Origin of the sequence: Saccharospirillum sp. HFRX-2 (assembly GCF_043196805.1) — a bacterium.
In the GTDB taxonomy this organism is placed as follows: Bacteria; Pseudomonadota; Gammaproteobacteria; order Pseudomonadales; family Natronospirillaceae; genus Saccharospirillum.
The window spans coordinates 1-21,028 of sequence record NZ_JBEBMU010000009.1; the positions used below are offsets into that span (position 1 = coordinate 1).

The 21,028-nt window shown below is 55.5% G+C and carries 19 protein-coding genes; 10 read left to right on the plus strand and 9 right to left on the minus strand.

Annotated elements, in window-relative coordinates:
- On the plus strand, nucleotides 1–228 hold a 228-nt coding region (locus ABMA60_RS15850; RefSeq protein ID WP_392805028.1), incomplete at its 5' end, for a superoxide dismutase.
- Between the two features lie 136 nt (nucleotides 229–364).
- The gene (locus ABMA60_RS15855) at nucleotides 365–985 is read left to right on the plus strand and encodes a flavodoxin family protein (protein WP_392805031.1); all 621 of its coding nucleotides are present in this window, start codon (nucleotides 365–367) and stop codon (nucleotides 983–985) included.
- Here the strand turns inward: ABMA60_RS15855 and ABMA60_RS15860 are convergent.
- Nucleotides 982–3,069 carry a methyl-accepting chemotaxis protein gene (locus tag ABMA60_RS15860; RefSeq protein ID WP_392805034.1) on the minus strand — a complete coding sequence of 696 codons (2,088 nt, stop codon included), beginning with the start codon at nucleotides 3,067–3,069 and terminating at the stop codon, nucleotides 982–984. The genes ABMA60_RS15855 and ABMA60_RS15860 overlap by 4 nt on opposite strands.
- A gap of 385 nt (nucleotides 3,070–3,454) precedes the next feature.
- Here ABMA60_RS15860 and ABMA60_RS15865 point away from each other — a divergent pair, with 385 nt between their 5' ends.
- The gene (locus tag ABMA60_RS15865; protein WP_392805037.1) at nucleotides 3,455–3,895 is read left to right on the plus strand and encodes a hypothetical protein; all 441 of its coding nucleotides are present in this window, start codon (nucleotides 3,455–3,457) and stop codon (nucleotides 3,893–3,895) included.
- Nucleotides 3,896–3,909: 14 nt separating this feature from the next.
- Here the strand turns inward: ABMA60_RS15865 and ABMA60_RS15870 are convergent, their stop codons facing one another.
- Nucleotides 3,910–4,362 (minus strand): Lrp/AsnC family transcriptional regulator, encoded by a 453-nt coding sequence (locus ABMA60_RS15870; protein WP_392805039.1) that lies wholly within the window; start codon nucleotides 4,360–4,362, stop codon nucleotides 3,910–3,912.
- Nucleotides 4,363–4,491: 129 nt separating this feature from the next.
- Here ABMA60_RS15870 and ABMA60_RS15875 point away from each other — a divergent pair, with 129 nt between their 5' ends.
- Complete coding sequence (locus ABMA60_RS15875; RefSeq protein WP_392805042.1) at nucleotides 4,492–5,895, plus strand: aminotransferase class V-fold PLP-dependent enzyme; 1,404 nt, start codon at nucleotides 4,492–4,494, stop codon at nucleotides 5,893–5,895.
- Between the two features lie 6 nt (nucleotides 5,896–5,901).
- Here ABMA60_RS15875 and ABMA60_RS15880 read toward each other — a convergent pair whose 3' ends face one another.
- From ABMA60_RS15880 to ABMA60_RS15890, 3 genes are all read right to left on the minus strand, one after another.
- Entirely contained in the window at nucleotides 5,902–7,017 is a 1,116-nt protein-coding gene (locus ABMA60_RS15880; protein WP_392805045.1) for a PLP-dependent aminotransferase family protein, read from the minus strand.
- 79 nt (nucleotides 7,018–7,096) lie between these two features.
- Nucleotides 7,097–8,296: a multidrug effflux MFS transporter gene (locus ABMA60_RS15885; protein WP_392805047.1), complete on the minus strand. Its 1,200-nt coding sequence runs from the start codon at nucleotides 8,294–8,296 to the stop codon at nucleotides 7,097–7,099.
- Nucleotides 8,297–8,436: 140 nt separating this feature from the next.
- Entirely contained in the window at nucleotides 8,437–8,865 is a 429-nt protein-coding gene (locus ABMA60_RS15890) for a hypothetical protein (protein ID WP_392805050.1), read from the minus strand.
- Between the two features lie 301 nt (nucleotides 8,866–9,166).
- On the opposite strand from ABMA60_RS15890, the gene ABMA60_RS15895 reads away from it, so the two are divergent.
- From ABMA60_RS15895 to arfB, 3 genes are all read left to right on the plus strand, one after another.
- Complete coding sequence (locus tag ABMA60_RS15895; RefSeq protein WP_392805052.1) at nucleotides 9,167–10,075, plus strand: helix-turn-helix domain-containing protein; 909 nt, start codon at nucleotides 9,167–9,169, stop codon at nucleotides 10,073–10,075.
- A 128-nt stretch (nucleotides 10,076–10,203) separates the two neighbouring features.
- The gene (locus ABMA60_RS15900) at nucleotides 10,204–12,330 is read left to right on the plus strand and encodes a TonB-dependent siderophore receptor (RefSeq protein WP_392805055.1); all 2,127 of its coding nucleotides are present in this window, start codon (nucleotides 10,204–10,206) and stop codon (nucleotides 12,328–12,330) included.
- 121 nt (nucleotides 12,331–12,451) lie between these two features.
- A complete protein-coding gene (gene arfB, locus ABMA60_RS15905; RefSeq protein ID WP_392805057.1) occupies nucleotides 12,452–12,865 on the plus strand; it encodes an alternative ribosome rescue aminoacyl-tRNA hydrolase ArfB in 414 nt (137 codons plus the stop codon).
- Between the two features lie 17 nt (nucleotides 12,866–12,882).
- On the opposite strand, the gene ABMA60_RS15910 is transcribed toward arfB, so the two are convergent.
- Nucleotides 12,883–13,776 (minus strand): DMT family transporter, encoded by an 894-nt coding sequence (locus ABMA60_RS15910; RefSeq protein ID WP_392805061.1) that lies wholly within the window; start codon nucleotides 13,774–13,776, stop codon nucleotides 12,883–12,885.
- Between the two features lie 130 nt (nucleotides 13,777–13,906).
- Between ABMA60_RS15910 and ABMA60_RS15915 the strand changes: the two genes are divergently transcribed.
- Both ABMA60_RS15915 and ABMA60_RS15920 read left to right on the plus strand, forming a co-directional pair.
- A complete protein-coding gene (locus tag ABMA60_RS15915; protein WP_392805065.1) occupies nucleotides 13,907–15,112 on the plus strand; it encodes an NAD(P)/FAD-dependent oxidoreductase in 1,206 nt (401 codons plus the stop codon).
- A gap of 226 nt (nucleotides 15,113–15,338) precedes the next feature.
- Nucleotides 15,339–15,545: a cold-shock protein gene (locus ABMA60_RS15920; protein WP_108125007.1), complete on the plus strand. Its 207-nt coding sequence runs from the start codon at nucleotides 15,339–15,341 to the stop codon at nucleotides 15,543–15,545.
- 98 nt (nucleotides 15,546–15,643) lie between these two features.
- Here the strand turns inward: ABMA60_RS15920 and rimO are convergent, their stop codons facing one another.
- Entirely contained in the window at nucleotides 15,644–17,014 is a 1,371-nt protein-coding gene (rimO, locus tag ABMA60_RS15925; RefSeq protein ID WP_392805067.1) for a 30S ribosomal protein S12 methylthiotransferase RimO, read from the minus strand.
- Nucleotides 17,015–17,251: 237 nt separating this feature from the next.
- Here rimO and ABMA60_RS15930 point away from each other — a divergent pair, with 237 nt between their 5' ends.
- A complete protein-coding gene (locus tag ABMA60_RS15930; protein ID WP_392805070.1) occupies nucleotides 17,252–18,115 on the plus strand; it encodes an oxaloacetate decarboxylase in 864 nt (287 codons plus the stop codon).
- A 44-nt stretch (nucleotides 18,116–18,159) separates the two neighbouring features.
- Here ABMA60_RS15930 and ABMA60_RS15935 read toward each other — a convergent pair whose 3' ends face one another.
- Nucleotides 18,160–19,275: a hypothetical protein gene (locus ABMA60_RS15935; protein ID WP_392805073.1), complete on the minus strand. Its 1,116-nt coding sequence runs from the start codon at nucleotides 19,273–19,275 to the stop codon at nucleotides 18,160–18,162.
- Between the two features lie 295 nt (nucleotides 19,276–19,570).
- Entirely contained in the window at nucleotides 19,571–20,914 is a 1,344-nt protein-coding gene (aceA, locus tag ABMA60_RS15940) for an isocitrate lyase (protein WP_392805077.1), read from the minus strand.
- Nucleotides 20,915–21,028 lie beyond the last annotated feature (114 nt).

Here is a 21,028-nt window from a genome sequence, read left to right on the forward strand (position 1 = left end):
TTCGGTTCAGGCTGGACCTGGCTGGTGAAAAACGCTGACGGCTCGGTCGAAATCGTCAACACCGACGACGCCGGCACTCCGATCACCAGCGGCCAGACTCCGCTGCTGACCGTCGACGTTTGGGAACACGCCTACTACATCGACTACCGCAACTCTCGCCCGGATTATCTGGCGGCGTTCTGGAAGTTGGTGAACTGGGAATTTGCCAATGAAAATTTCGCCAAATAACGGCGAAATTTTTGCTGGACGCTGAACGGGAGACGCAGGATAGGAGCGACGGTTTTGATCTTATCTTTAAGCGTCTCCCGTCTCCCGGCGCGAAACGCCCAAGCGTCTCCCTCTTTTCAACCAAAGGACCCTCAAAATGACTCGCGTTGGTATCGTCTATTTTTCGGCTGGAAAAACGCTGCAGCAGTTAGCAACGGCGTTGGCCGAAGGCGTGGACGCTTTGGCCGATAGCGAAGCTGTTTTGTTGCCCATTGAAGGTCGTCATATCCTTGAGGGGCGCTATCAAAATTCAGCCTTGTTGGAGCAGTTGGATCAGGTCGATGCCATCGCTTTTGGGTCACCGACTTACATGGGTGGACCGGCCGCGCAATTTAAAGCCTTTGCCGACGCCACTTCCGGACCGCGTTATACCGATCAGCTGTGGTCGGGTAAGGCGGCCGCAGGTTTTACCGTCGGTGGCAGTGAAAATGGCGATCAGTCAGCAACGCTCGGTTACTTCAATATTCTGGCCAGTCAGTTGGGTCTGGTCTGGGTCAATCTGGATATGGCCAGTCAATACAATGCGGCCGGGTTAAATCGGCTGGGTTCCCAGCAAGGCGTGGTAGCGAGATCGGAAAATGGTCGCCTGCATCACGATGATGTGGCCACGGCTTATTATCTGGGACAACGATTGGCAAAGTTTGCCCATCGTCTGCAGCCCTTGCAAAAAAGTGCACGGCCAGCAGACGACGGACGCTCCGCTCTGGTCATTTCCTAGTGCGACGGCAACGCCTGCCGGGTGCGGAAGAACGCCATAACCGAACGCAGGTGTTCGGCCTGCTCACTCAACTCACCCGCCGAACTGGTCAGATTTTCGGCCGCATCGGCATTGGATTGTGTGATGGAACTCATCTGCTCCATGGCCGAATTAATCTGCCGGGTAGCCCCTGATTGTTCGCCAGAAGCCACCGACACCTCACGCACCAACTCAAAGGTTTTCTGAATCGTCGGTACGATATCGGCAAATAATTGCCCGGCGGTTTCCGACAATTCAACGCTGTGCTTAGCAGCCTGACCAATCTCCTGTGAAGCACCCTGGCTTTGCTCGGCCAGGCGTCGCACCTCGGCCGCAACAACCGCAAAACCACGACCGTGATTGCCCGCTTTGGTGGCTTCAACAGTGGCGTTTAAGGCTAATAGATTAGTCTGGTAGGCAATGTTGTCGATGATGCTGATTTTCTCGGCAATTTTTTTCATTGCCGCTATGGTTCGGTCAACCGCCTCACTGCCTTTTTCGGCTTCCACCGTTAATTGCTGAGCAATGCTTTCGGTGGTTTGAGCATTCTTGGCGTTCTTATCAATGGACCCGGACATCTCTTCGATGGACGCCGTTGTTTCTTCGACATTCGCTGCCTGGTCCAAGGTTGACTGACTTAAGCGGCGCGACGTGCTGTTCAGGCTCGAAGCCGCCGTGCCCAGTTTGGCGGCGGACTGCAAAACTTCCTGAATGGTTTTATTTAACTGCGCCAGGGTCGCATTGATTGAATTTTGCAAATCCTTAAGCCGGCCCCGGTAAGCTGTGCCTTGCAGTGTCTGCGTCAAGTCGCCCTGTTCCAGCGCCTGCATCATGATGGTGATTTCATCAATGGGCTCGGCAAAGGCATTCATGACGCTGTTCAGGCCGGCGACGATGCGACGGAAATCACCCTGATGCACGGCTTCGTCGGCGCGCACATTCAGTTCACCTTCGACGGCAGCTTCGACCAGTTTATTGGTGTCATCAATCAGCGCTTTGATATTGCTGCGTACTTTTTCGATGGTGGTGTTGATAAAGACTTTCTTGCCCGGGAAGGGCGCCAGAGGTGCATCCATTTCGCCAGCGCCAAAAGCTTCAATGCAATCGAGAGCGGTGCGCTGATCAATGATGTGACCTTGCACCATCTGGTTCAAACCTTCAGCCATGGTGCGATAAGCGCCACCGAATTGTTTGGCATCGATCAGCACATCGATTTCACCCTTGGCATGAGCGTTCGACATGCGATTCATTTCAGCGATTAAATCATTGATGCGGCTGCGTACCACCTGCAATGCCGCCAAGATACTGTTGTCGTCACCGTCTTTTACCGCGATGGGAATGTCCAGATTACCATTGGCAATCTGCCGGGAAATTTCTGCGGCGGCTTTGGGTTCACCACCCAATTCGGACAGAATTCCGCGGCTGATACGCACCGATAAAATGAGCGCAATGATGACCATGATCAGACTGATCACCAGTAACACGGCCAGCGATAATTGATAGCTGGATTCGGCATGAGCCGTTTCGCGCTGCAGCAACAGGGTTAATTCGTTACCGATTTCATCAATGACATTGCGCATGGTATTGAACTGTTCGTCGACCTCGCTGAGGCTGCGATCAATCAAGCGTGAACGGACCAGTGGCGATGTCGTTGATTGCAAAGTACTGACCAATGTCATTGTGCTTTGCTGCCACTGGGTTTCCAGATCAAGATACTGCTCAACCAATTGATTGGATGTGGTGTTGTTAACCAAACTGGCGTAGCGCAGAACGCGATCGTGCGCCTGTTGAATGTTTTCCTGGTGCGACTCACGCTGTTCTGCGAAGGCTTCGCTGTCAGGTTCAAGTACCAGCAGGCTGCGTTCGGCCACCAGCGCCTGTTGTAAATCGCGGTCCGCATTGAGCAGAAAACCCTGGGCAGGAGCGTGTTCGTTGGAGATGCGACTGACCTGATCATTAAAGCGCCAGATAATGAAAGTACTCAGTGCAACAACCAGAATTAAACCAGCCGTCAAAATGCCAAAACCGACATTCAGCCGCGTACGAGTCTTGAGGTTTTCAAACATAGATCGGTCCCTGCAGGGCAGGCCTCCACAGTGAAATTGCCATCAGGCATTTTTTTGCTGATTTTCAGTATAGAAGGACTGGGAATAACGCAAGGCAGAGAGGGGACAGATGCGACACCGGTTATTGAATTGCCTAACCCTGTGTCCGGGTTCACGCTTTGAGAAAGCCGGTAAATCCTTTACAGAACCTTGATGGCGGCACGCCACAGGCTCACTAAAATCGCAGCTGCATTCACATGGACCCACTGCAATGACCGAAGTAACGAGCTCAGGCGGCGATGCTGTTTTCTCAAACGCTGCTCCGGGACACACCCAACCGTCCGTCACCGATATAACAACCGAAACCTCTTATCCAGCGTCATCCAGACTGCGCCGTGAAAGCGGGATGCGTTTATACAAACGCCTGATGGCGGGTTTATTTTCCAACATATTTTTTGCGCTGGCGTTGATAATGGCGCTGTCGAGTTTGTTTAATTTGGTCTCCGATATATTCGATACCGGGGAAATGATTTCGACCGTGGTGCGCGCCATTAATACGCTGGTGATTGCTTTGGCGATGTTTGAACTGGGCGCCGGCATCAGCAAGGAATACAGCAGTGAAGACAGCAGCGAAAATGTCTACACCAATATTCGCCGCACCATTACCCGTTTTGTCGGCACTGTTTGTATTGCGTTGGTGTTGGAAGCACTGATTATGATCATTAAGTACAGTCAATTGGATTTGGCCGGCAATCTTTATTATCCGGTTGCCATTTTGTTTGGCTCGGGCGTGTTGCTGTTATCGCTCGGAGGCTTTCTGGCGTTGACGCGCGGTCATACCGAGTAGCGCTTGCTGTTGAATCAGATGGGCAACTCGGTGGTGTACTTGAGTTGCTCCATGGCAAAGCTGGAGCTGACGTCGGCTAATTTGATACGACTGACCAGGCGTTTATAAAAGCGGTCGTAAGCGGAAATATCGCCGACGACGACGCGCAGCAAGTAATCCACTTCACCACTCATCCGATAAGCCTCGACGATTTCTGGCAGGGCGATCACCGTTTCGGTGAAGTCGTCCAGCCAGGCATCGTTGTGTTCGTTGGTGCGGATAAACACAAAGACATCCACCCCCAGCGCCAGCGGCTGGCGGTTCAACAGCGCCACCCGACGGCGGATATAGCCGCCGGCTTCCAGTGCCTGAATGCGGCGCCAGCAGGGGCTGGTGGTCAGGTGGATGCGTTCGGCAATGGCTTGAACTGAAAGCGTTGCGTCCTGTTGCAGCAAACGCAGTATGGCTAAGTCGGTGCTGTCGGGCATAAAAAACCATTAAGGATATAATTTGTAGAAAATATACGCTAATTATCAGCGGTCGGCTGAAAAATTTGGCAAATTTATTGATCAGCAGCGAGCGATACTGGTTCACCCACTTTATTAACGGAACCGGCCATGACGCTTGCCCTCAACCCCCGCACCGATCGTTGGCAGACGCTGCGCGATAACACCATCAACCTGCCCGATAACCGCCTCTATGCTGACTGGACGGCCAGCGGTCGACTGTACCGGCCCTTGGAAGAACGTCTGATCGATGTGGCCGCGCCTTGGATGGCCAATACCCACAGTGAGGCCAGCCTCAGTGGTCGCAGCATGACGGCGGCGTTAGAGCAGGCGCGCGAACAGATTCGTCGCGGTGTGGGCGCGGCCGAGGACGATGTCGTACTGTTTTGTGGCGATGGCATGACGGGCGCTGCGGCCAAGCTCAGCCGGCTGCTCGGTCTGTGGGTGCATGAACGGCATCGCGCCGCATTAAGCCTGCCGCAGGAACGGCGTCCGCTGATCTACGTCACCCATATGGAGCATCACTCCAACCAGACACTCTGGCTGGAAAGCCTGGCCGAAGTGCGGGTTATTCCTGCGGATGCCGATGGTGGTGTATCACTCGACTGGCTGGCTAACGATCTGGCGGATCTGCCGGATTCGCGTCCGCGTTATGCGTCGGTCACCGCCGCCAGCAATGTGACCGGCATTGCCTCTCCGTATCGGCAGATTGCCCGACTGATGCATCAGCATGGTGGTTATTGCTGGGTCGATTTCGCCTGCGCTGCGCCCTATGTCGACATCGATATGCACCCGGTTGATGACGAACCGTTGGACGCGGTGTTTTTCTCGCCGCACAAGTTTCTCGGTGGCCCGGGTTCCAGCGGCGTGCTGGTATTTAACCGCGCACTCTACGCCAACCGCGTTCCGGATATGGCCGGTGGCGGCACAGTGGTGTGGACCAATCCCTGGGGTGAACATCGTTTTATCCGCGACATCGAACGCCGCGAAAGCGGTGGTACGCCGGGTATTTTGCAGGGTTTGAAAGCGGGTTTGGCGATGCAGTTAAAAGCCGAGATCGGTGTGGTTGCCATGGCCGAACGCGAAGCGCAATTGAACGCTTATTTTCTCGCCGGGCTTGATCGGCTTGAGGGGGTGCAGCTGTTGGCTGATCAACACCGCCAGCGTTTGTCGGTGTTCTCGGTATTGATCGACGGTGTGCACTATTCACAAGCGGTGCGCCGTCTGAGTCACGACTATGGCATTGAAGCGCGCGGCGGTTGCAGCTGCGCTGGCACCTATGGCCATCATCTGCTGGGCATCGACCGCGCGGCCAGCCGCGCTTTCAGCGAGCGTCTGGAACAGGGTGATATGGACGCTCGTCCAGGCTGGGTACGGCTGAGTTTCCATCCGATGAACACCACCGCTGACCTGGATAGAGTCTTGGCTGCTTTGGCTGAGCTGGCGGCCAACCCAGAGCAAAGTGCCGGGCCCGCCAGCGCAGAGCTGGATCAACTCTGGTCGCCCTGGTTTTAGTGGTGGTTAGCGAATGACGCGGGCCAGTCGCCGCACTGCCTCGACCAGTTGCTCTTCAGCGTAGTAAGCGAAACAGAGTCGCAACGCCGAATGGTTATCGGCTTCGGCTGAAAAACGAGCGCCGGGCAAAAAGCCAGCGCCGGCGGCTATCGCTTCAGGCAGCAGAGTTTCGCTGTTGACCGGCTGGTTTAATTTCGCCCAGATAAAATAACCGCCTTGGGGCGCGGTAAAGCGAATCGCTTCGCCCATTTCCTGATGCAGCGCTGTGACCAGAGTCTGACAGCGGCGGGTTAATTGTTGACGCAACTGCAGAAGATGAGCGTTCAGGCGACCATCCTGCAGCAGTGGTTGCACTAATGCCGAAGTAAAGGGATTGAGGCCGCCGCCACTGTTGAACACGGCCGACTGCGTCAGTTTGTCGAGTAAATCGGGGTTGGTCTGAATCCAGCCCAAACGCAATCCAGGCGCCAGTATCTTGGAAAAACTGCCGATGGAAATAACCGGCGCCCGGGCATCGAAACTCGCCAGCGGCGGTGGCGGCGGCGTATCAAAATGCAGCAGTTGATACACCTCATCGGCCACCAGCGGGCAACCGCTCTGGCGAGCGACGGCCACCAGCTGTTGGCGCCGTTCAGTCGATACTGTGTGGCCAGTGGGGTTGTGAAACGTCGGGATGCAGTAACAAAAAGCCGGCTTGTGTTGATCGATCAGCGTGCTCAGTGCCTCTGGGTCCGGGCCGTCGTCATCGCGCGGGATGGGAACTAAGGTCAGTTCATGATCGGCCAGCAGGCTGCGCGCGATAAAGTAGGTTGGGTCATCGACCAGAACGGTATCGCCGGGTCGGGCAAAGCTGGCGCAGATGCGATCCAGCGCATTGGTCGAGCCGTTGGTGATCAGCAGGTTGTCGGCGGCGACGGTAACCGGGTAGTGCTCTGTCAGCCAGGTTGCCAGGGCGATGCGAAAGCGACCATCGCCAGCCGGCGCGCCATAGGCGAGCGATAACGGATCGGCGCGCAGTTGATCGAACAGGCCAATAGGCAGAAACGCCGGATCGGGCTGGCCGATACCGAGATCGAGGCGATCGGTGGGGGCGATCAGTTGGGTTATTGGCAGAGCACTCATTGTTTCTCCAGCAAACAGGAATGCTGCCAGTCTGGGCAAAAGCGCGGCGGGCTTCAAACCCGCCAGCTTCAGGAAACGTTTAGCGTGCCGGCACTTCCGGTAAAGGCTGCGCGCGCGGCAGGCTCAAGGTGGCCAGACAGGTGGGCACACAAATCAGCAACATGGCCAGAGTGATGCGGGTGATCGAGCCGTCGACCAGCAAGGTGGACAGGGTGGTCACGGTGCCGGAGACAACAAACTGCAAAGCGCCAATCAAGGCACTGGCAGTGCCGCTGAGCTGACTGAAATATTCCAGATAAGCGGCCTGGTTATTCGGGGCGATGGCGCCAACGGTGCCACCGACAATGACCATCATCGGCAGGAAGGACCACAAGCTGCTGCTGTTAAAGGCCAGGAAGATGTTCATCAGAATCAGCGCGACTAATTGCAGACTGACGGCAATTTTCAACAACTGCACCGGGGTGTAGGTGAGCAGCAAACGGCGGTTGATGATGCCCATCACCCCCATCAGACCAACGCCGGTGGCGAAGGCTGCCGAGAACTGAGCGTTGTTCAGACCAAACCAGCCCTGATACATAAAGGACGCGTGGGTGACAAAGAGCATCAGCACGCTGAAACCCAGCGCCTGAATGACGATGTGGCGCCAAGCGATAGGGTGCATCAGTACCTGCGCATAGTTGGTCAGCAACTTGCCGACCGGCTCATGTTTGATCTCACGCTTGGGCAGATGACGCAGCAGCTTGAACCACAGTAGAACCCCAACCAGCACACAGTAGACGGCGATAAACCAGAAGATCAGCGACCAGTCGCCAACCCACAGCAGCAGGGAACCCAGCGTCGGCGCCAATGCCGGGGCGATAAACATAATCAACGCTACCAGCGAAAACAGTCGCGCCGCTTCCTTGCCATGAGCATTGTCGCGCACCAGCGCCGGCACACTGACCATGATCCAGCCAGAACCAAACGCCATAATGACGCGCCAGGTAATCATCCAGGTCAGGTTATTGCTGGCGGCGACCATCAAAGCGGTCACAGCGTAGATGGCCAAGCCGGTTAACAGTACTGGCGCACGGCCATAACGATCCGATAACGGACCGCCGATGATCTGACCAAAGGCCAGGCCGAAAATAAACAGGCTCAAGGTCAGGGCAACTTGCGACTCAGCGACACCGAGGTCGGTCGCGATCACCGGAAAGGCGGGCAGGTAAACGTCAATGGCGAAAGGACCCATCGCCATGGTAGCCGCCATCAGGACGGCGAACTGGAGCGTTGTTTTCATGAAGAACCACTGTGATTGCAGCGGCGAATCGGGAGTGACTCGCCGGAAAGTCAGGCGGCGTAGTCTAGCAAAGAAGGCACGACGATCCGATGTGGAAAGTCACATCAACCACCCGTCGACTGGAACCCTGTGTCCAGCTGTCAGGATGGTCGGGAGTGGCCCCAGCGCACCGTCACCAACGTTGATAACCAACTGGCCAGGCCCGGCCATTCCAGGCTGATGCACAGCGCCAGGATGGCAGCGGTCAGTCCGCTGGTGGCGGAGAAAACGAAGAACAGGGCGGCAATCTGAACCGGCATCAACAGCAATAGCAAACCGGCGAGCATCAGCAGGCAACCGCCGGTGCGGGTCAGCAATACCAGGCGTGCACCCCACAGACCCAAGGCAATGCCGGCAACGCCGATAATGAGTGCGCTCGGGCGGACCAGCATTTGCCAGGCCTCGGTGGCGGCACGGGCGGTATTGGCCAGTTCTGCGGTGGTCAGCGCCAGGGCGCCCAGGGCCAGCCAAAGTAAGGCAAAAAGGCTGGAGGCGAGTCTAAAACGTTGCCAAGTGCGGTGGTCGAACATGCTTGGCTCCTCTGATACAACGTGAATTCAGTGGCTCCAGAACGGTGGGCATTCAGCAATCAATGCGTTCGTCCTGGGGACTACAACTACCACGCGATCTGTGATGAAGATAGCCCCGAAGACTGATTGGGACCCGAAGTTGAAGTGTAGACCGGGGAACGCTGGGTACTGTGTGTTTATGTTGTGTTGTGATGGGATAGACAATCCATTCGGACATCGGCTGATAATCGTTAAATGAGAATGATTGTCATAAATAACATGCTTGGGTATGATTTTCGCTTCTCATAACGCTGAGTAATTTATGTTTGGTGCCAACACCCGTGCAGCTCAGAATCGCCTTGATGCTGTGTTGACCTACATTCACCAACATCTGGGAAAGCCGCTGAAAGTGGACTTCCTGGCAAGTCAGGCTGGGTGGTCGCGTTGGCAATTCCAGCGGGTATTTGGTGCACAAACGGGATTGTCAGTTGCTCAATATGTCCGCGAGCTGCGTCTCAGTCGTGCAGCGGAAGCACTGTTGAGCACAAAGGCTCGTCAATTGGATATCGCTCTGGATTGTGGGTTTGATTCAGAGATCAGTTTCAACAGAGCTTTTAAGCAGGTATTTGGATGCACGCCTGGAGATTATCGTCGCAAAGGTGTGCGTAATGGTTTGAAAACCCCCATTCGAATCGGTAACACACCACTGCCGCCGGCTGAGTTAACGCCTCGCTTGTTACAGGTTCGTGTTGAAAGTCGACCGGCCATGGAGCTGGTTGGCGTCAGCAAAACCATTCAAGGCTTGTTTTCCTCACAGCCGAACTTTTCCTCAATAGTGCCCGCGTTATGGCGGGAGTTTCTCGCTGCCATGCCGCTTAATGAATGCGCGGGTCCCTTGCTTGGCGTGCTCGAAGTCAGCCGCTCTAAGGATCAGGGTAAGAGTTTTCCTTATTGGGCTGCGGCAGAGTACCGAGGGCAACCCGAATTACCGTCCGGTTTCGAAAAGCTGAGCGTTCCAGCACAACAATATGCAGCGATTCCATTTCAGGGGCCTATCCATGCCTTGGATAAAACACTGGAATGGTTCCTTCGTCATTGGCTGCCGGGTTCCGGGTATCGGGCTCTCTATGGTGTCGATCTTGAAGTGTATCCGCAGGGAAATACGCTGAATGGTGATCACACTGCCATGGAATATTGGGTGCCGATTGAACCCGCCCCGACAAACGTGTGAGGACCGAGTTCCGGATTTGATCCTCACGTTACTTGCACCATCTGGTTAAGTCTTAACGTCTAGTCGTCCTATAAAATGGGAATTGTTTCTATTTGTCTTTGATTCCCATTATTTAAAGGACTCGACTGATGCAAGCCCAAGCTCCTTTTCGACTATTACCCTTGATTGCGGCCATGGCTATAGCGCCCATGGCTTTGGCCGAAGAAACCAATCAGCCCGAAAGTGACGACACCGATACCCTTGATGAGGTTGTGGTGTTTGGCGAAACCTATCGAAATACGGCAACCAAGACCGTTCTTGACCCCCAGGAAACGCCTCAGGGCATTACCGTTCTAGACCGTGAAGCGCTTGAAATGCGTGATGCGGACTCAGTCTCCAGTGCATTGCGTTATGCTTCAGGAGTAAATACTGAATTGCGTGGTGGGTCGGTGAATCGACTCGAGCTATACAACATCCGTGGCTTCGAAAACCTCTACAACTATTACGATGGGCTGCCGCTGATTTACATCGACGGTTGGAACTATCAGGCGCAGGTCGATCTGGCTGCGGTTGGTCAAATTGAAGTATTCAAGGGACCAACCTCAACGCTCTATGGCGCTATGCCTCCAGGTGGCATGGTCAACATGATCGGCAAACAGCCATCGACTGATTCCGAACACCAGGTTGAATTGGCAACCGGCAGCCGAAACTTGCTTGAAGGCAAAGTGGAAAGCCAAGGGCAGATCGGCGATTCAGCGTTGTCGTATAGCTTTGTTGGCCTAGCTAGAGGTCAGGATGGACAGGCAGAAACATCGCGTATGGAACGTATGCTGGTTGCACCATCGGTGGATTGGCAGGTTAGTGATGACACGCTGATCAACTTGAATTTTTATTACCAGAATGATCCCGAAATGGGTATCTACAGCACGCTTCCTGCCAAGGGGGTGATCCTCGACAATGCGAACGGCGACTTGCCAGTAGATGCCTATGCGGGTGACGTAAACTGGGAAAAATACGAACGTGAAACCACGATGGCGGGTTTCAAAATCAACCACGATTTCAACAATAACTGGACCTTCCTGCATAACTTCCGCTTCACCGATGGCACTGGTTATCAGGAGAATACCTATAGCAATGGTTTGGCCGCAGATGATCGCACGCTAAGCCGTCGGGCCTATTCAACGGATGAAGAAACCCAGGCGATTACACTCGATAATCAGTTTACCGGTCTGGTGCAGACCGGGGCAGTCGACCATAACCTGCTGTTTGGTCTCGACCTGATTTCTGCGGATGCCAGTATTACCTATGACGATGCTGCCGCCCCAAACATCGATTTGTACGATCCAGATCACGATCAAATCGATCCTGACGCACTGACCTTTACTCGCTATACCGATCAGAACTTAAGTAAGCGCCAACTGGGTGTTTATATTCAGGATCAATTGGAATGGGGTGATCTTATTGTTATTGGTGGTCTTCGTTACGATGATTTTGAAAGTGAAATCAAAAATAACCTGGACGACACAACAACAACTCAACACGAGACCAATTTTTCCAAACGAATTGGCGCGCTTTATAACTTTAATGGCGTGTCACCCTTCATTAGTTATGCGGACAGCTTCCAACCGGAAGCGGGCACCGATACAGATGATAATCCGTTTGAACCATCCACGGGTGAGCAATGGGAAGCTGGTGTGAAATATGAATCAGCAGACCGTCGTACTGTGGCCAATGTATCGTTTTATCGTATCGACAAGAAAAATGTACCTGCGGCAGATCCGGATGGTGGTGCCTACGATAAAATTCAGGTTGGCGAAGTCCGTTCACAAGGTATTGAAATAGATGCCAGCGTTCAGCCGCTACAATCGTTGCTGGTTTCATTGAACTATACATACCAGAACGTTGAAATTACCGAAGATGAAACTGACCTGGAAGGCAAGACTCCGGTTTGGGTGCCTGAACAACTGCTGTCTGTCTGGGCGGATTATGGTTTCTATAACGGTGCTCTAGACGGCCTCACGGTCGGTCTTGGTTTGCGGTACATCGGTGAGAGCCAACTGAACGAGCAGAATACCGATACGGTTCCGTCTACAACGCTGATGGATATGAGCCTTGGCTATGATCTTGGCAGTCTGAACGAGCGACTCAATGGTGCTGAGTTGGGCTTGTCGGTAAATAACTTGCTGGATGAGCGGTATGCAACCTGTTTTGACGACGACAACTGCTGGTTCGGGGCCGAACGCACTGTCGAAGCCAGTGTCTCTTATACCTATTGATCGTTTATTTTGGTGACCAGAACCGGGCCAGTAATGGCCCGGTTTTTTTATAGCCTTTACCTGCTCCCCCGCCAATGCTTAGATAGCGCCGAAATCTTACCCGGCCACTGGCCGACAGCTCATGTTACAGATATCCAACACCGTCACCCTGGGCGACTGGGAAATCGAATTGCAGGCGATCCGGTCGCAAGGCGCCGGTGGTCAGAACGTCAATAAGGTGTCTTCTGCGATTCATCTGCGTTTCGATATTCAACGTTCCAGCCTGCCGCCGTTCTATAAAGAGCGGCTGTTGCGACGTAACGATCAACGCATCACCAAAGAGGGCGTGGTGGTGATCAAGGCGCAGCAGTATCGCACCCAGGAACAGAACCGCGCTGATGCGCTGGCGCGCTTGCAGGCGTTAATTCAGGAGGCCGGCTACAGCGTGAAAAAACGCAAGCCGACCAAGCCGTCGCGCTCGTCGCAGAACAAACGCATGGACCGCAAAACCAAAGACGGCCGCACCAAGGCGTTGCGCGGCAGGGTCGAGCCCTAGCGCCTCTGAATAAATCCCTAGCCTTTACGGCTGGCCAGAGCGACACCGGCCACCGCCACCAACATACCAGGCCAAGCCAGCAAGGCGATGCGTTCACCCAGAATCAGGAATGACAACAAAGCCGCGCCCGGTGGCACCAGAAAGAACAGCGATGCCACCTTGGCAGAACGCCCGACCCGGCTCAGCGCCAGCAGCAGAGTCACGGCAATCAACGAATTACCGATCACCAGATAAGCCAAGGCCCAACTGAATGAGGCGGTCACCGTTAAATGGCTGTCTTCAAACAACAGCAGCGGCGCACAGACCATCAAACCAACGCTGTACTGCACCAGGTTGGCGGTAACAATATGCTGCGGTGTGCCAAAGCGTCGCTCATACAACATGCCGCCGGAAATACCGAGCAGCGAGCCGATCGCCAGCAATAATTCCAGCCAGGATAAAGAAGTCGCGCCGGTCTGAGCCGACACCACCAGGATGGTGCCGCCAAAACCCAGCAGTAGCCCCAGCCACTGACGCCGACTGACGCTTTCACCGAGAAACCAGGGTGAGGCCAAACCGATCACCAGCGGTTGCAATGACACAATTAACGCCGAAACCCCGGCCGACATGCCCAGGCTCATCGAGACGTAAATCAAACCGAAGTAGAGCACCTGCACCAGAAAACCGACCACCGCCAAGTGACGCCAGGCCGCCGCGCTGGTGGGCAAGGGCGGACGAATGACGACCCACAACACCAACAGAATCAGCAGACTGAAGGCATAACGCAGCGACAGCACCACCAGAGGAGACGCATCGGCCAAGGCCACCTTGGCAATGGGGAAGCCCGCAGACCAAAGCAGCAGAAACAGCCAGGGCGCCAACGCCGTCAGCGAGCTTTGCCAACGGCCTGTCCCGGTGGGGGTTAGCATCATCAATCTCCGTTACAAAGGGCGACATTCAAGCACGCGTTCAGCGGGCAAACAACGCCTGGGGACGCTGGGATGCAGCGTACATCAACGGCCAAATCGGCTATGATGCGCGCCGTTCTTGAAGGGGGTGGGTATGCAGCAAGTCGATACAGTCATCATTGGTGGCGGTGCCGCCGGTTTGATGTGCGCCGCTACCGCAGGTGCTCGTGGTCGCTCGGTGCGGGTGATTGAACACGCCAAAAAAGTGGGCAAAAAAATACTGATGTCCGGCGGCGGTCGCTGTAATTTCACCAACCTCGATACCAGCCCGGCGCATTTTTTATCGGCCAATCCGCATTTCTGTAAGTCGGCCCTGAGTCGTTACACCCCTTGGGATTTTCTGGCATTGGTCGATCGTTATGAGCTGGCCTATCACGAAAAAACACCGGGACAGTTTTTCTGCGATGACAAAGCCAAAGATCTGCTCGACATTTTAATTGCCGAGTGCGAACAGGCCGGTGTCGACATTCGCACTCAATGCAGCGTTGAAGCCATAGAAACCTTAGCGGATGGCGGCCCTGATCGTTTTCAACTAGCCACCAGTGCTGGCGCGGTGCGATGTCAGTCACTGGTGATTGCCACCGGAGGTCTGTCGATTCCAACCTTGGGTGCTACCGGCTATGGCTACGACATCGCCCAGCAATTCGGTTTGCCAGTCACGCAGCGCCGGGCGGCACTGGTGCCTTTTACACTCAGCGATCACTGGTTGACGGTGGCGCGTGAACTGGCCGGGGTGTCGGTGCCGGTTACCGTACATTGCGGTTCACAGAGCTTTAGCGATGCGTTGCTCTTTACCCATCGCGGACTCAGCGGCCCGGCCATCCTGCAGATTTCCAGCCACTGGCGCGAAGGCGAGGCCATCAGCATCGATTTCTTACCGGCGGTTGATCTCGCCGAACAGTTACAGCAATGGCGTGATGAAGGTGCTAAGGCGGAGCTGAAGACGCTGCTCGGTCGATTGCTGCCAGCGCGTTTCGTGCAAAGTTGGCTGGTGGCCGATAAACGCCTGGCCAAATTGGCGGACCGACGCGTCATGGATCTGGATCGCGCCTCGCTCGATGCCCTGATCGAAGCCTTTACCCGATGGCAAAAAGTACCGGCGGGCACCGAAGGTTACCGCACCGCCGAAGTCACCCTGGGTGGTGTCAGCACCGAGGCGGTGTCGTCAAAAACCTTTGAAACCAAACAATGTTCGGGTCTGTATTTTATCGGCGAGGTGTTGGATGTAACCGGTTGGCTGGGCGGCTACAACTTCCAGTGGGCCTGGGCCAGCGGCTGGTGCGCCGGTCAGGTGGTGTAAGGGAAACAAAAGAAGGGCGTTAATTTACAAATAAGCGTTGACCAGGACATTCAGGGGTCCTATAGTCATCCTCGCTTGAAAGTACGACCTTGTAAAATGCAAACCATTTCGATGTCCTTACCAGTAGTTAGTACCTCGTCTTGATTTCATGAGTGATCGCACCGCTTAAAGCACAACCGTCTGCTCGCAGACATTTATGAATTCTGATATGACAGGAAAACTAACAATGGCTACCGTTACCGGCACCGTTAAATGGTTCAACGAAACTAAAGGCTTCGGCTTCATCGAGCAAGAAAACGGCCCAGACGTTTTCGCTCACTTCAGCGCCATCCAAGGTTCAGGCTTCAAAACCCTGGCTGAAGGCCAAAAAGTTGAGTTCACCATCACTCAGGGCCAGAAAGGTCCTCAAGCTGAAAACATCGTTGCTATCTAAATAGCCGATGGCTCTCGGTTAAACGAGAGTCCAGCACAAAAGAAAGCCGCTCATTGAGCGGCTTTTTTGTTGTTTGGAGAAAATGGCGGGCGCTCGCTTCAACCCACCGGATGCGCCCAAAGGTCGTATTCGTCGGCTTCTTCGACTTCGACGGTCAGAATATCGCCCGGTTTTAACTGGGTCTGACCGTCCAGAAACACCTGACCATCGATGTCCGGCGCGTCGGCTTTGGTGCGACCAACCGCGCCTTCGGCAACCACTTCATCGATGATCACCTCAACACGTTTGCCCACCTTGGCCTGCAACTTGGCGGCGCTGATGCGTTGCTGAACTGCCATAAAGCGGTCGAAGCGTTCCTGTTTTACCGCTTCATCGATCTGGTCCGGCAGTTCTTTGGAGGCAGCGCCGTCGACGTTGGAATATTGGAAGGCGCCGACGCGGTCGAGCTGGGCTTCTTCCATAAAGTCGAGCAGCATTTGGAAGTCGGCTTCGGTTTCACCGGGGAAGCCGACGATAAAGGTAGAACGCAAGGTGATGTCTGGGCAGATTTCACGCCATTTATGAATGCGCTCTAGCACTTTTTCCGAATGCGCCGGGCGTTTCATGGCTTTTAACACCGATGGACTGGCGTGCTGAAAGGGAATGTCCAAATACGGCAGGATGCGGTTTTCGGCCATCAACGGAATGATGTCGTCGACGTGCGGGTAGGGGTAGACGTAGTGCATCCGCACCCAGGCATCGAGCTGGCCGAGTTCCTGACACAGTTCTTTCATCCGGGTTTTCACCGGCTTGCCGTTCCAGAAATCGGTGCGGTATTTCAGGTCGACGCCGTAAGCGCTGGTGTCCTGCGAAATAACCAGCAGTTCTTTGGTGCCGTTTTTCACCAGCCGCTCGGCTTCGCTCAGCACCTGCCCGACCGGGCGGCTGACCAGCTTGCCGCGAAACGATGGAATGATGCAGAAGCTGCAGCTGTGGTTGCAGCCTTCGGAAATTTTTAAATAAGCGTAGTGTTTGGGCGTCAGCTTAACGCCGGTATCCGGCACCAGTGAAATAAACGGATCGTGCTTCGGCGGCACCACCTCGTGCACTTGGCTGACCACCTGCTCGTAAGCGTGGGGGCCGGTGACCGACAATACGTTCGGGTGTACTTCGCGAATGTCATCTTCTTTGGTACCCAGACAGCCGGTGACCAGCACCTTGCCGTTTTCAGCCAGCGCTTCGCCGATGGTGTCGAGTGATTCCTGCACTGCCGAGTCGATAAAGCCACAGGTATTGACGATGACCACATCGGCGTCGTGGTACGACGGCACGATGTCGTAACCTTCGGCGCGCAACTGGGTGAGGATGCGTTCGGAGTCGACGGTGTTCTTCGGACAGCCCAGGCTGACAAAACCGACTTTGCCGTGCGCGCCGGCGGGCTTGCCATCAATCGGCTGGCCTTCGCGGGGATCGTGGTTTTGGACGGACATGGAGGCCTCGGCTGCGGTGGTCAAAAAAGGAGCGCCATTGTAGCTGCCCGGCGTTTCGCTGCAAGACCGCTGATACCATGAAACTGAGCGTATCCGAGCCTCCTTAACGCTCAGGCACGGCAGTTATTGCCCAGCGTCAGTAAAAACGCTGTGTTCGCGACTGACGGATTCGCCACCCTGCGCCTATAATGCGCGTTTCTTTTCCTTTCGATGCATTTGCCGTTTCAGGAGTTCAGTATGGCCACCCCTTCCCAGCACGATCTGCGCAACGACTTCCGCGCTTTGTTAAACAGCGATCAGTGCTTTTATACCGCGTCCACCTTTGACCCGATGTCGGCCCGTATCGCAGCGGATCTGGGTTTTGAAATCGGCATTCTTGGTGGCTCGGTGGCTTCCCTGCAGGTGCTGGCCGCACCGGACTTTGCGTTGATCACACTCAGTGAGTTTGTCGAGCAGGCCACGCGCATCGGCCGCGTCGCTCGTCTGCCGATCATCGCCGACGCGGATCACGGTTACGGCAATGCCTTGAACGTGATGCGCACCATTACCGAACTGGAACGCGCCGGCGTGGCGGCTTTGACCATTGAAGATACCTTGCTGCCGGCGAAATACGGACGCAAATCCACCGACCTGATTCCGCTGGATGAAGGCGTTGGCAAAATCGAAGCCGCTTTGGATGCGCGCATCGACCCGGCGATGTGCATATTTGCCCGCACCAACGCCGGCCAGTTGAGCGTTGAAGCGACTATCGAACGGGTGAAGGCCTACCAGGAAGCCGGCGCTGATGGCATCTGCATGGTCGGCATCAAAGATTTCGAGCACCTGGAAGAGATCGCTCAGCATCTATCGATTCCGCTGATGCTGGTCGCCTACGACAACCCGGAACTGCGTGACCGCGAACGTCTGGCGCGCAATGGTGTGCGCGTCGTCGTCAACGGCCACGCGGCTTATTTTGCCGCCATCAAAGCAACCTACGACTGTCTGCGCGAACAACGTGGCATTGCCGAAGGCACTCTGGACGCTTCGGAATTGTCGGTGCGTTACTCCACGCTGGAAGAAAACCGCCAGTGGGCGCGCGACTTTATGAAGGTGAGCGAGTAACCACTCACCTCTGATCTCTCCTCTTTGAAGGCAAGGCGTTGGGCTCAGTTTTGCGCCCAGGCCATCACCGCGCCCTGGTGAATCGCCTGATACACCCGATTGCGCAGTGCATTGGCTTCGGCCTGAGTGACACTGCGGGTTGGGTGACGAATGGTCAGGCGCACCAGCACATTTTTCTGGCCCGCCGTTAACCCTAGCCGTTCGATCGCCTGTGGCGGTAACTGCGCCGCCGGCGTTTCACTGAGCACTCTGACCGCTTCCAGCCAATCCACCTGTTCCGGCAGTGCCTCGCGGATTTGGTCACCCAGCATTTCGGCATCCATGGATTCATCGGTGGCGATCGACAGATCACGCTCGATCGCCGGTTGCCAGGACACCGGCTTCCAGGGATCGAGCGTCAGCATCTGCTGCGCCACTCTGGGGTCGCCATTGCGCAGCAGGCGGATGTCCGGCAATCCCTTGCGCAGCATCAACAGGCGATCCAGCCCCAGACCGATGGCAATGCCAGTGACCTTGTTCGGGTTCCAGCCGCAGCGCGCTAATAATTTCGGGTCGATGATGCCGGCTTCGCCGATTTCCACCAGCTCACCCTTGTCTGACAACGCATCCATCTGAATGCCATCGCGGGTGTAGGGATGTGGCGAGTCGCTCAGGCTGATGGCTTGTTGTGGTAAAACCCGGCGTAGCAAATCGCTAACTGCTGCGCGGATATCAAGGGTTTCGGTGCTCGGTAACAAGACCCAGATATCGGCCTGATGCGGTTCGGCGCAGTGCAACCGATCGATGCTGTCGCGTCGATACACCAGACCGTGGGTCAACAGCATTAAGCGGCGCGGAGTTTTATCGGGCCAGGATTTCAGCCAGGTTGGCACCAGGGAGGAAGTTTGGGTACGCAGCATCCAGTCGGCGGACAGATAACGGCTGTAACGACTTTCCCGTGCTGGTCCGTCGGGCGGATACCCTAAGGCATCGTAGTTCTGTTTAACCGCGACCAAGGGCGAAACCGGCAGCCGCTGCAAGGGCGCTTGATAAGTTTCGGCAAGATGTGCCGCTATGGCGTCGAGCAATAATTGAATGGCGTGCGGGCCATGGTCGGGATTGCTCAGATCGCGCAGCGATAGTGCCGCTACAAGCTGTTGGACAGTGAGAAGGGTGTTCATGATGTCTCCAAAAAGCCAGGACCAAAACAGCGGTGCTTTGGTCAATTCATTCCAAGTTGCTTTCCCAGGGGATGGGTATTTTGGAATCCTCCGAACCGGGGCTCGGAGATGGCTTTTCAGACAGGAAAAGTCAGACCGCCGCGCCCTTTTGCAAGGCTCGGAGGTCAGTAAATCGTGGCGTGTGAATCCAGATAGTCATGCGTTGAAGTCTATGCAGCGCGAAGTCACTGTCAACGAAAAGGCGCCGCAAGCGGCGCCGAGGGGAACTGGCCTGCCCGTCACAGGCCGAAACGCATCAAGCGAACTGGGCTTCTTCGGTCGAACCTTTGAGCGCTGTGACTGATGAACTGCCACCCTGAATGACGGTGGTCATATCATCGAAGTAGCCGGTGCCGACTTCCTTCTGATGCGCCACAAAGGTGTAGCCCTTGTCGGCATCGCGGAATTCCTGCTCCTGCAATTCGACGTAGGCCGACATGTCCTTGCGGGCGTAGTTGTAGGCCAGGTTGAACATGGAATTCCACATGTTGTGAATGCCCGCCAGGGTGATGAACTGGAACTTGTAACCCATGGCCGACAGCTCGGTCTGGAACTTGGCGATGGTGGCGTCGTCCAGATTCTTCTTCCAGTTGAAGGACGGCGAGCAGTTGTACGCCAATAGCTGGTCCGGGAATTCCTTGCGGACTGCTTCGGCGAATTTCTTGGCTTCGTCCAGGTTCGGCGTTGCCGTTTCGCACCACAGCATATCGGCGTAGGGCGCGTAGGCGAGGCCACGGGAAATTGCCTGGTCGATACCGTTGCGTACCCGGTAGAAACCTTCGTTGGTGCGCTCGCCAGTGAGGAACTGGGCGTCGTACGGATCGCAATCTGAAGTCAAAAGGTCAGCCGCATTGGCGTCGGTGCGCGCCAGAATGATGGAGGGGACGCCTTCCACATCGGCCGCCAGACGCGCAGCCGTCAGTTTCTGCACCGCTTCCTGAGTCGGCACCAGAACCTTGCCGCCCATATGACCGCATTTTTTCACCGCCGCCAGCTGATCTTCGAAATGCACACCGGAAGCGCCGGCGCGGATCATATTCTTCATCAGCTCATAGGCGTTCAGCACGCCGCCAAAACCGGCTTCGGCGTCGGCGACGATGGGTGCGAAGTAATCGATAAAGTCGGCATCGCCCGGCTGTTTGCCGGCCTGCCACTGAATCTGGTCGGCGCGCTCAAAGGCGTTGTTGATGCGGCGTACCACCGTCGGTACCGAATCAACGGCGTAGAGTGATTGGTCCGGGTACATGGTCTCCGAGCTGTTGGCGTCGGCCGCCACCTGCCAGCCCGATAAGTAAATCGCCTGCACCCCGGCTTTGACCTGCTGCACCGCCTGGCCACCGGTTAAAGCGCCCATGGCGTTGACGAAGTCTTTGTCCGGGCGGAATTCCGGACGGCCGCCTTCGTTGACCAGTTGCCAGAGTTTTTCTGCACCGCGGGTGGCGATGGTGTTGTCGCGTTTCAGCGAGCCGCGCAGCCGCACTACGTCTTCGGCGCTGTAGTTGCGACGAATGGTGCTCCAGCGGGGGTTGGTTTCCCAATCCCGTGCGATGGCATCGATTTCCTGCTGGCGATCATAGTTTCCAGTTGTTGAGGTAGTCATCGGAAGTCCTCTTGGTTGTGCTGCCATACGGCTTGTTGTTTTTGGGTTCCGTCGGCGCCGGAATTGTTTTGATTGTTTTTTGATCAGTCGGCGTCGATAAATTCACCTTAGGGT

Bases quoted from the DNA above. Each gene is read 5' to 3' on its own strand.
- ABMA60_RS15880 (WP_392805045.1), bottom strand. From the start codon at position 7,017: ATGAGTGCTCTGCCAATAACCCAACTGATCGCCCCCACCGATCGCCTC.
- ABMA60_RS15890 (WP_392805050.1), bottom strand. From the start codon at position 8,865: ATGTTCGACCACCGCACTTGGCAACGTTTTAGACTCGCCTCCAGCCTT.
- arfB (WP_392805057.1), top strand. From the start codon at position 12,452: ATGTTACAGATATCCAACACCGTCACCCTGGGCGACTGGGAAATCGAA.
- ABMA60_RS15930 (WP_392805070.1), top strand. From the start codon at position 17,252: ATGGCCACCCCTTCCCAGCACGATCTGCGCAACGACTTCCGCGCTTTG.
- ABMA60_RS15870 (WP_392805039.1), bottom strand. From the start codon at position 4,362: ATGCCCGACAGCACCGACTTAGCCATACTGCGTTTGCTGCAACAGGAC.
- aceA (WP_392805077.1), bottom strand. From the start codon at position 20,914: ATGACTACCTCAACAACTGGAAACTATGATCGCCAGCAGGAAATCGAT.
- ABMA60_RS15935 (WP_392805073.1), bottom strand. From the start codon at position 19,275: ATGAACACCCTTCTCACTGTCCAACAGCTTGTAGCGGCACTATCGCTG.
- ABMA60_RS15915 (WP_392805065.1), top strand. From the start codon at position 13,907: ATGCAGCAAGTCGATACAGTCATCATTGGTGGCGGTGCCGCCGGTTTG.
- ABMA60_RS15855 (WP_392805031.1), top strand. From the start codon at position 365: ATGACTCGCGTTGGTATCGTCTATTTTTCGGCTGGAAAAACGCTGCAG.
- ABMA60_RS15865 (WP_392805037.1), top strand. From the start codon at position 3,455: ATGCGTTTATACAAACGCCTGATGGCGGGTTTATTTTCCAACATATTT.
- ABMA60_RS15885 (WP_392805047.1), bottom strand. From the start codon at position 8,296: ATGAAAACAACGCTCCAGTTCGCCGTCCTGATGGCGGCTACCATGGCG.
- rimO (WP_392805067.1), bottom strand. From the start codon at position 17,014: ATGTCCGTCCAAAACCACGATCCCCGCGAAGGCCAGCCGATTGATGGC.
- ABMA60_RS15910 (WP_392805061.1), bottom strand. From the start codon at position 13,776: ATGATGCTAACCCCCACCGGGACAGGCCGTTGGCAAAGCTCGCTGACG.
- ABMA60_RS15900 (WP_392805055.1), top strand. From the start codon at position 10,204: ATGCAAGCCCAAGCTCCTTTTCGACTATTACCCTTGATTGCGGCCATG.
- ABMA60_RS15895 (WP_392805052.1), top strand. From the start codon at position 9,167: ATGTTTGGTGCCAACACCCGTGCAGCTCAGAATCGCCTTGATGCTGTG.
- ABMA60_RS15920 (WP_108125007.1), top strand. From the start codon at position 15,339: ATGGCTACCGTTACCGGCACCGTTAAATGGTTCAACGAAACTAAAGGC.
- ABMA60_RS15860 (WP_392805034.1), bottom strand. From the start codon at position 3,069: ATGTTTGAAAACCTCAAGACTCGTACGCGGCTGAATGTCGGTTTTGGC.
- ABMA60_RS15875 (WP_392805042.1), top strand. From the start codon at position 4,492: ATGACGCTTGCCCTCAACCCCCGCACCGATCGTTGGCAGACGCTGCGC.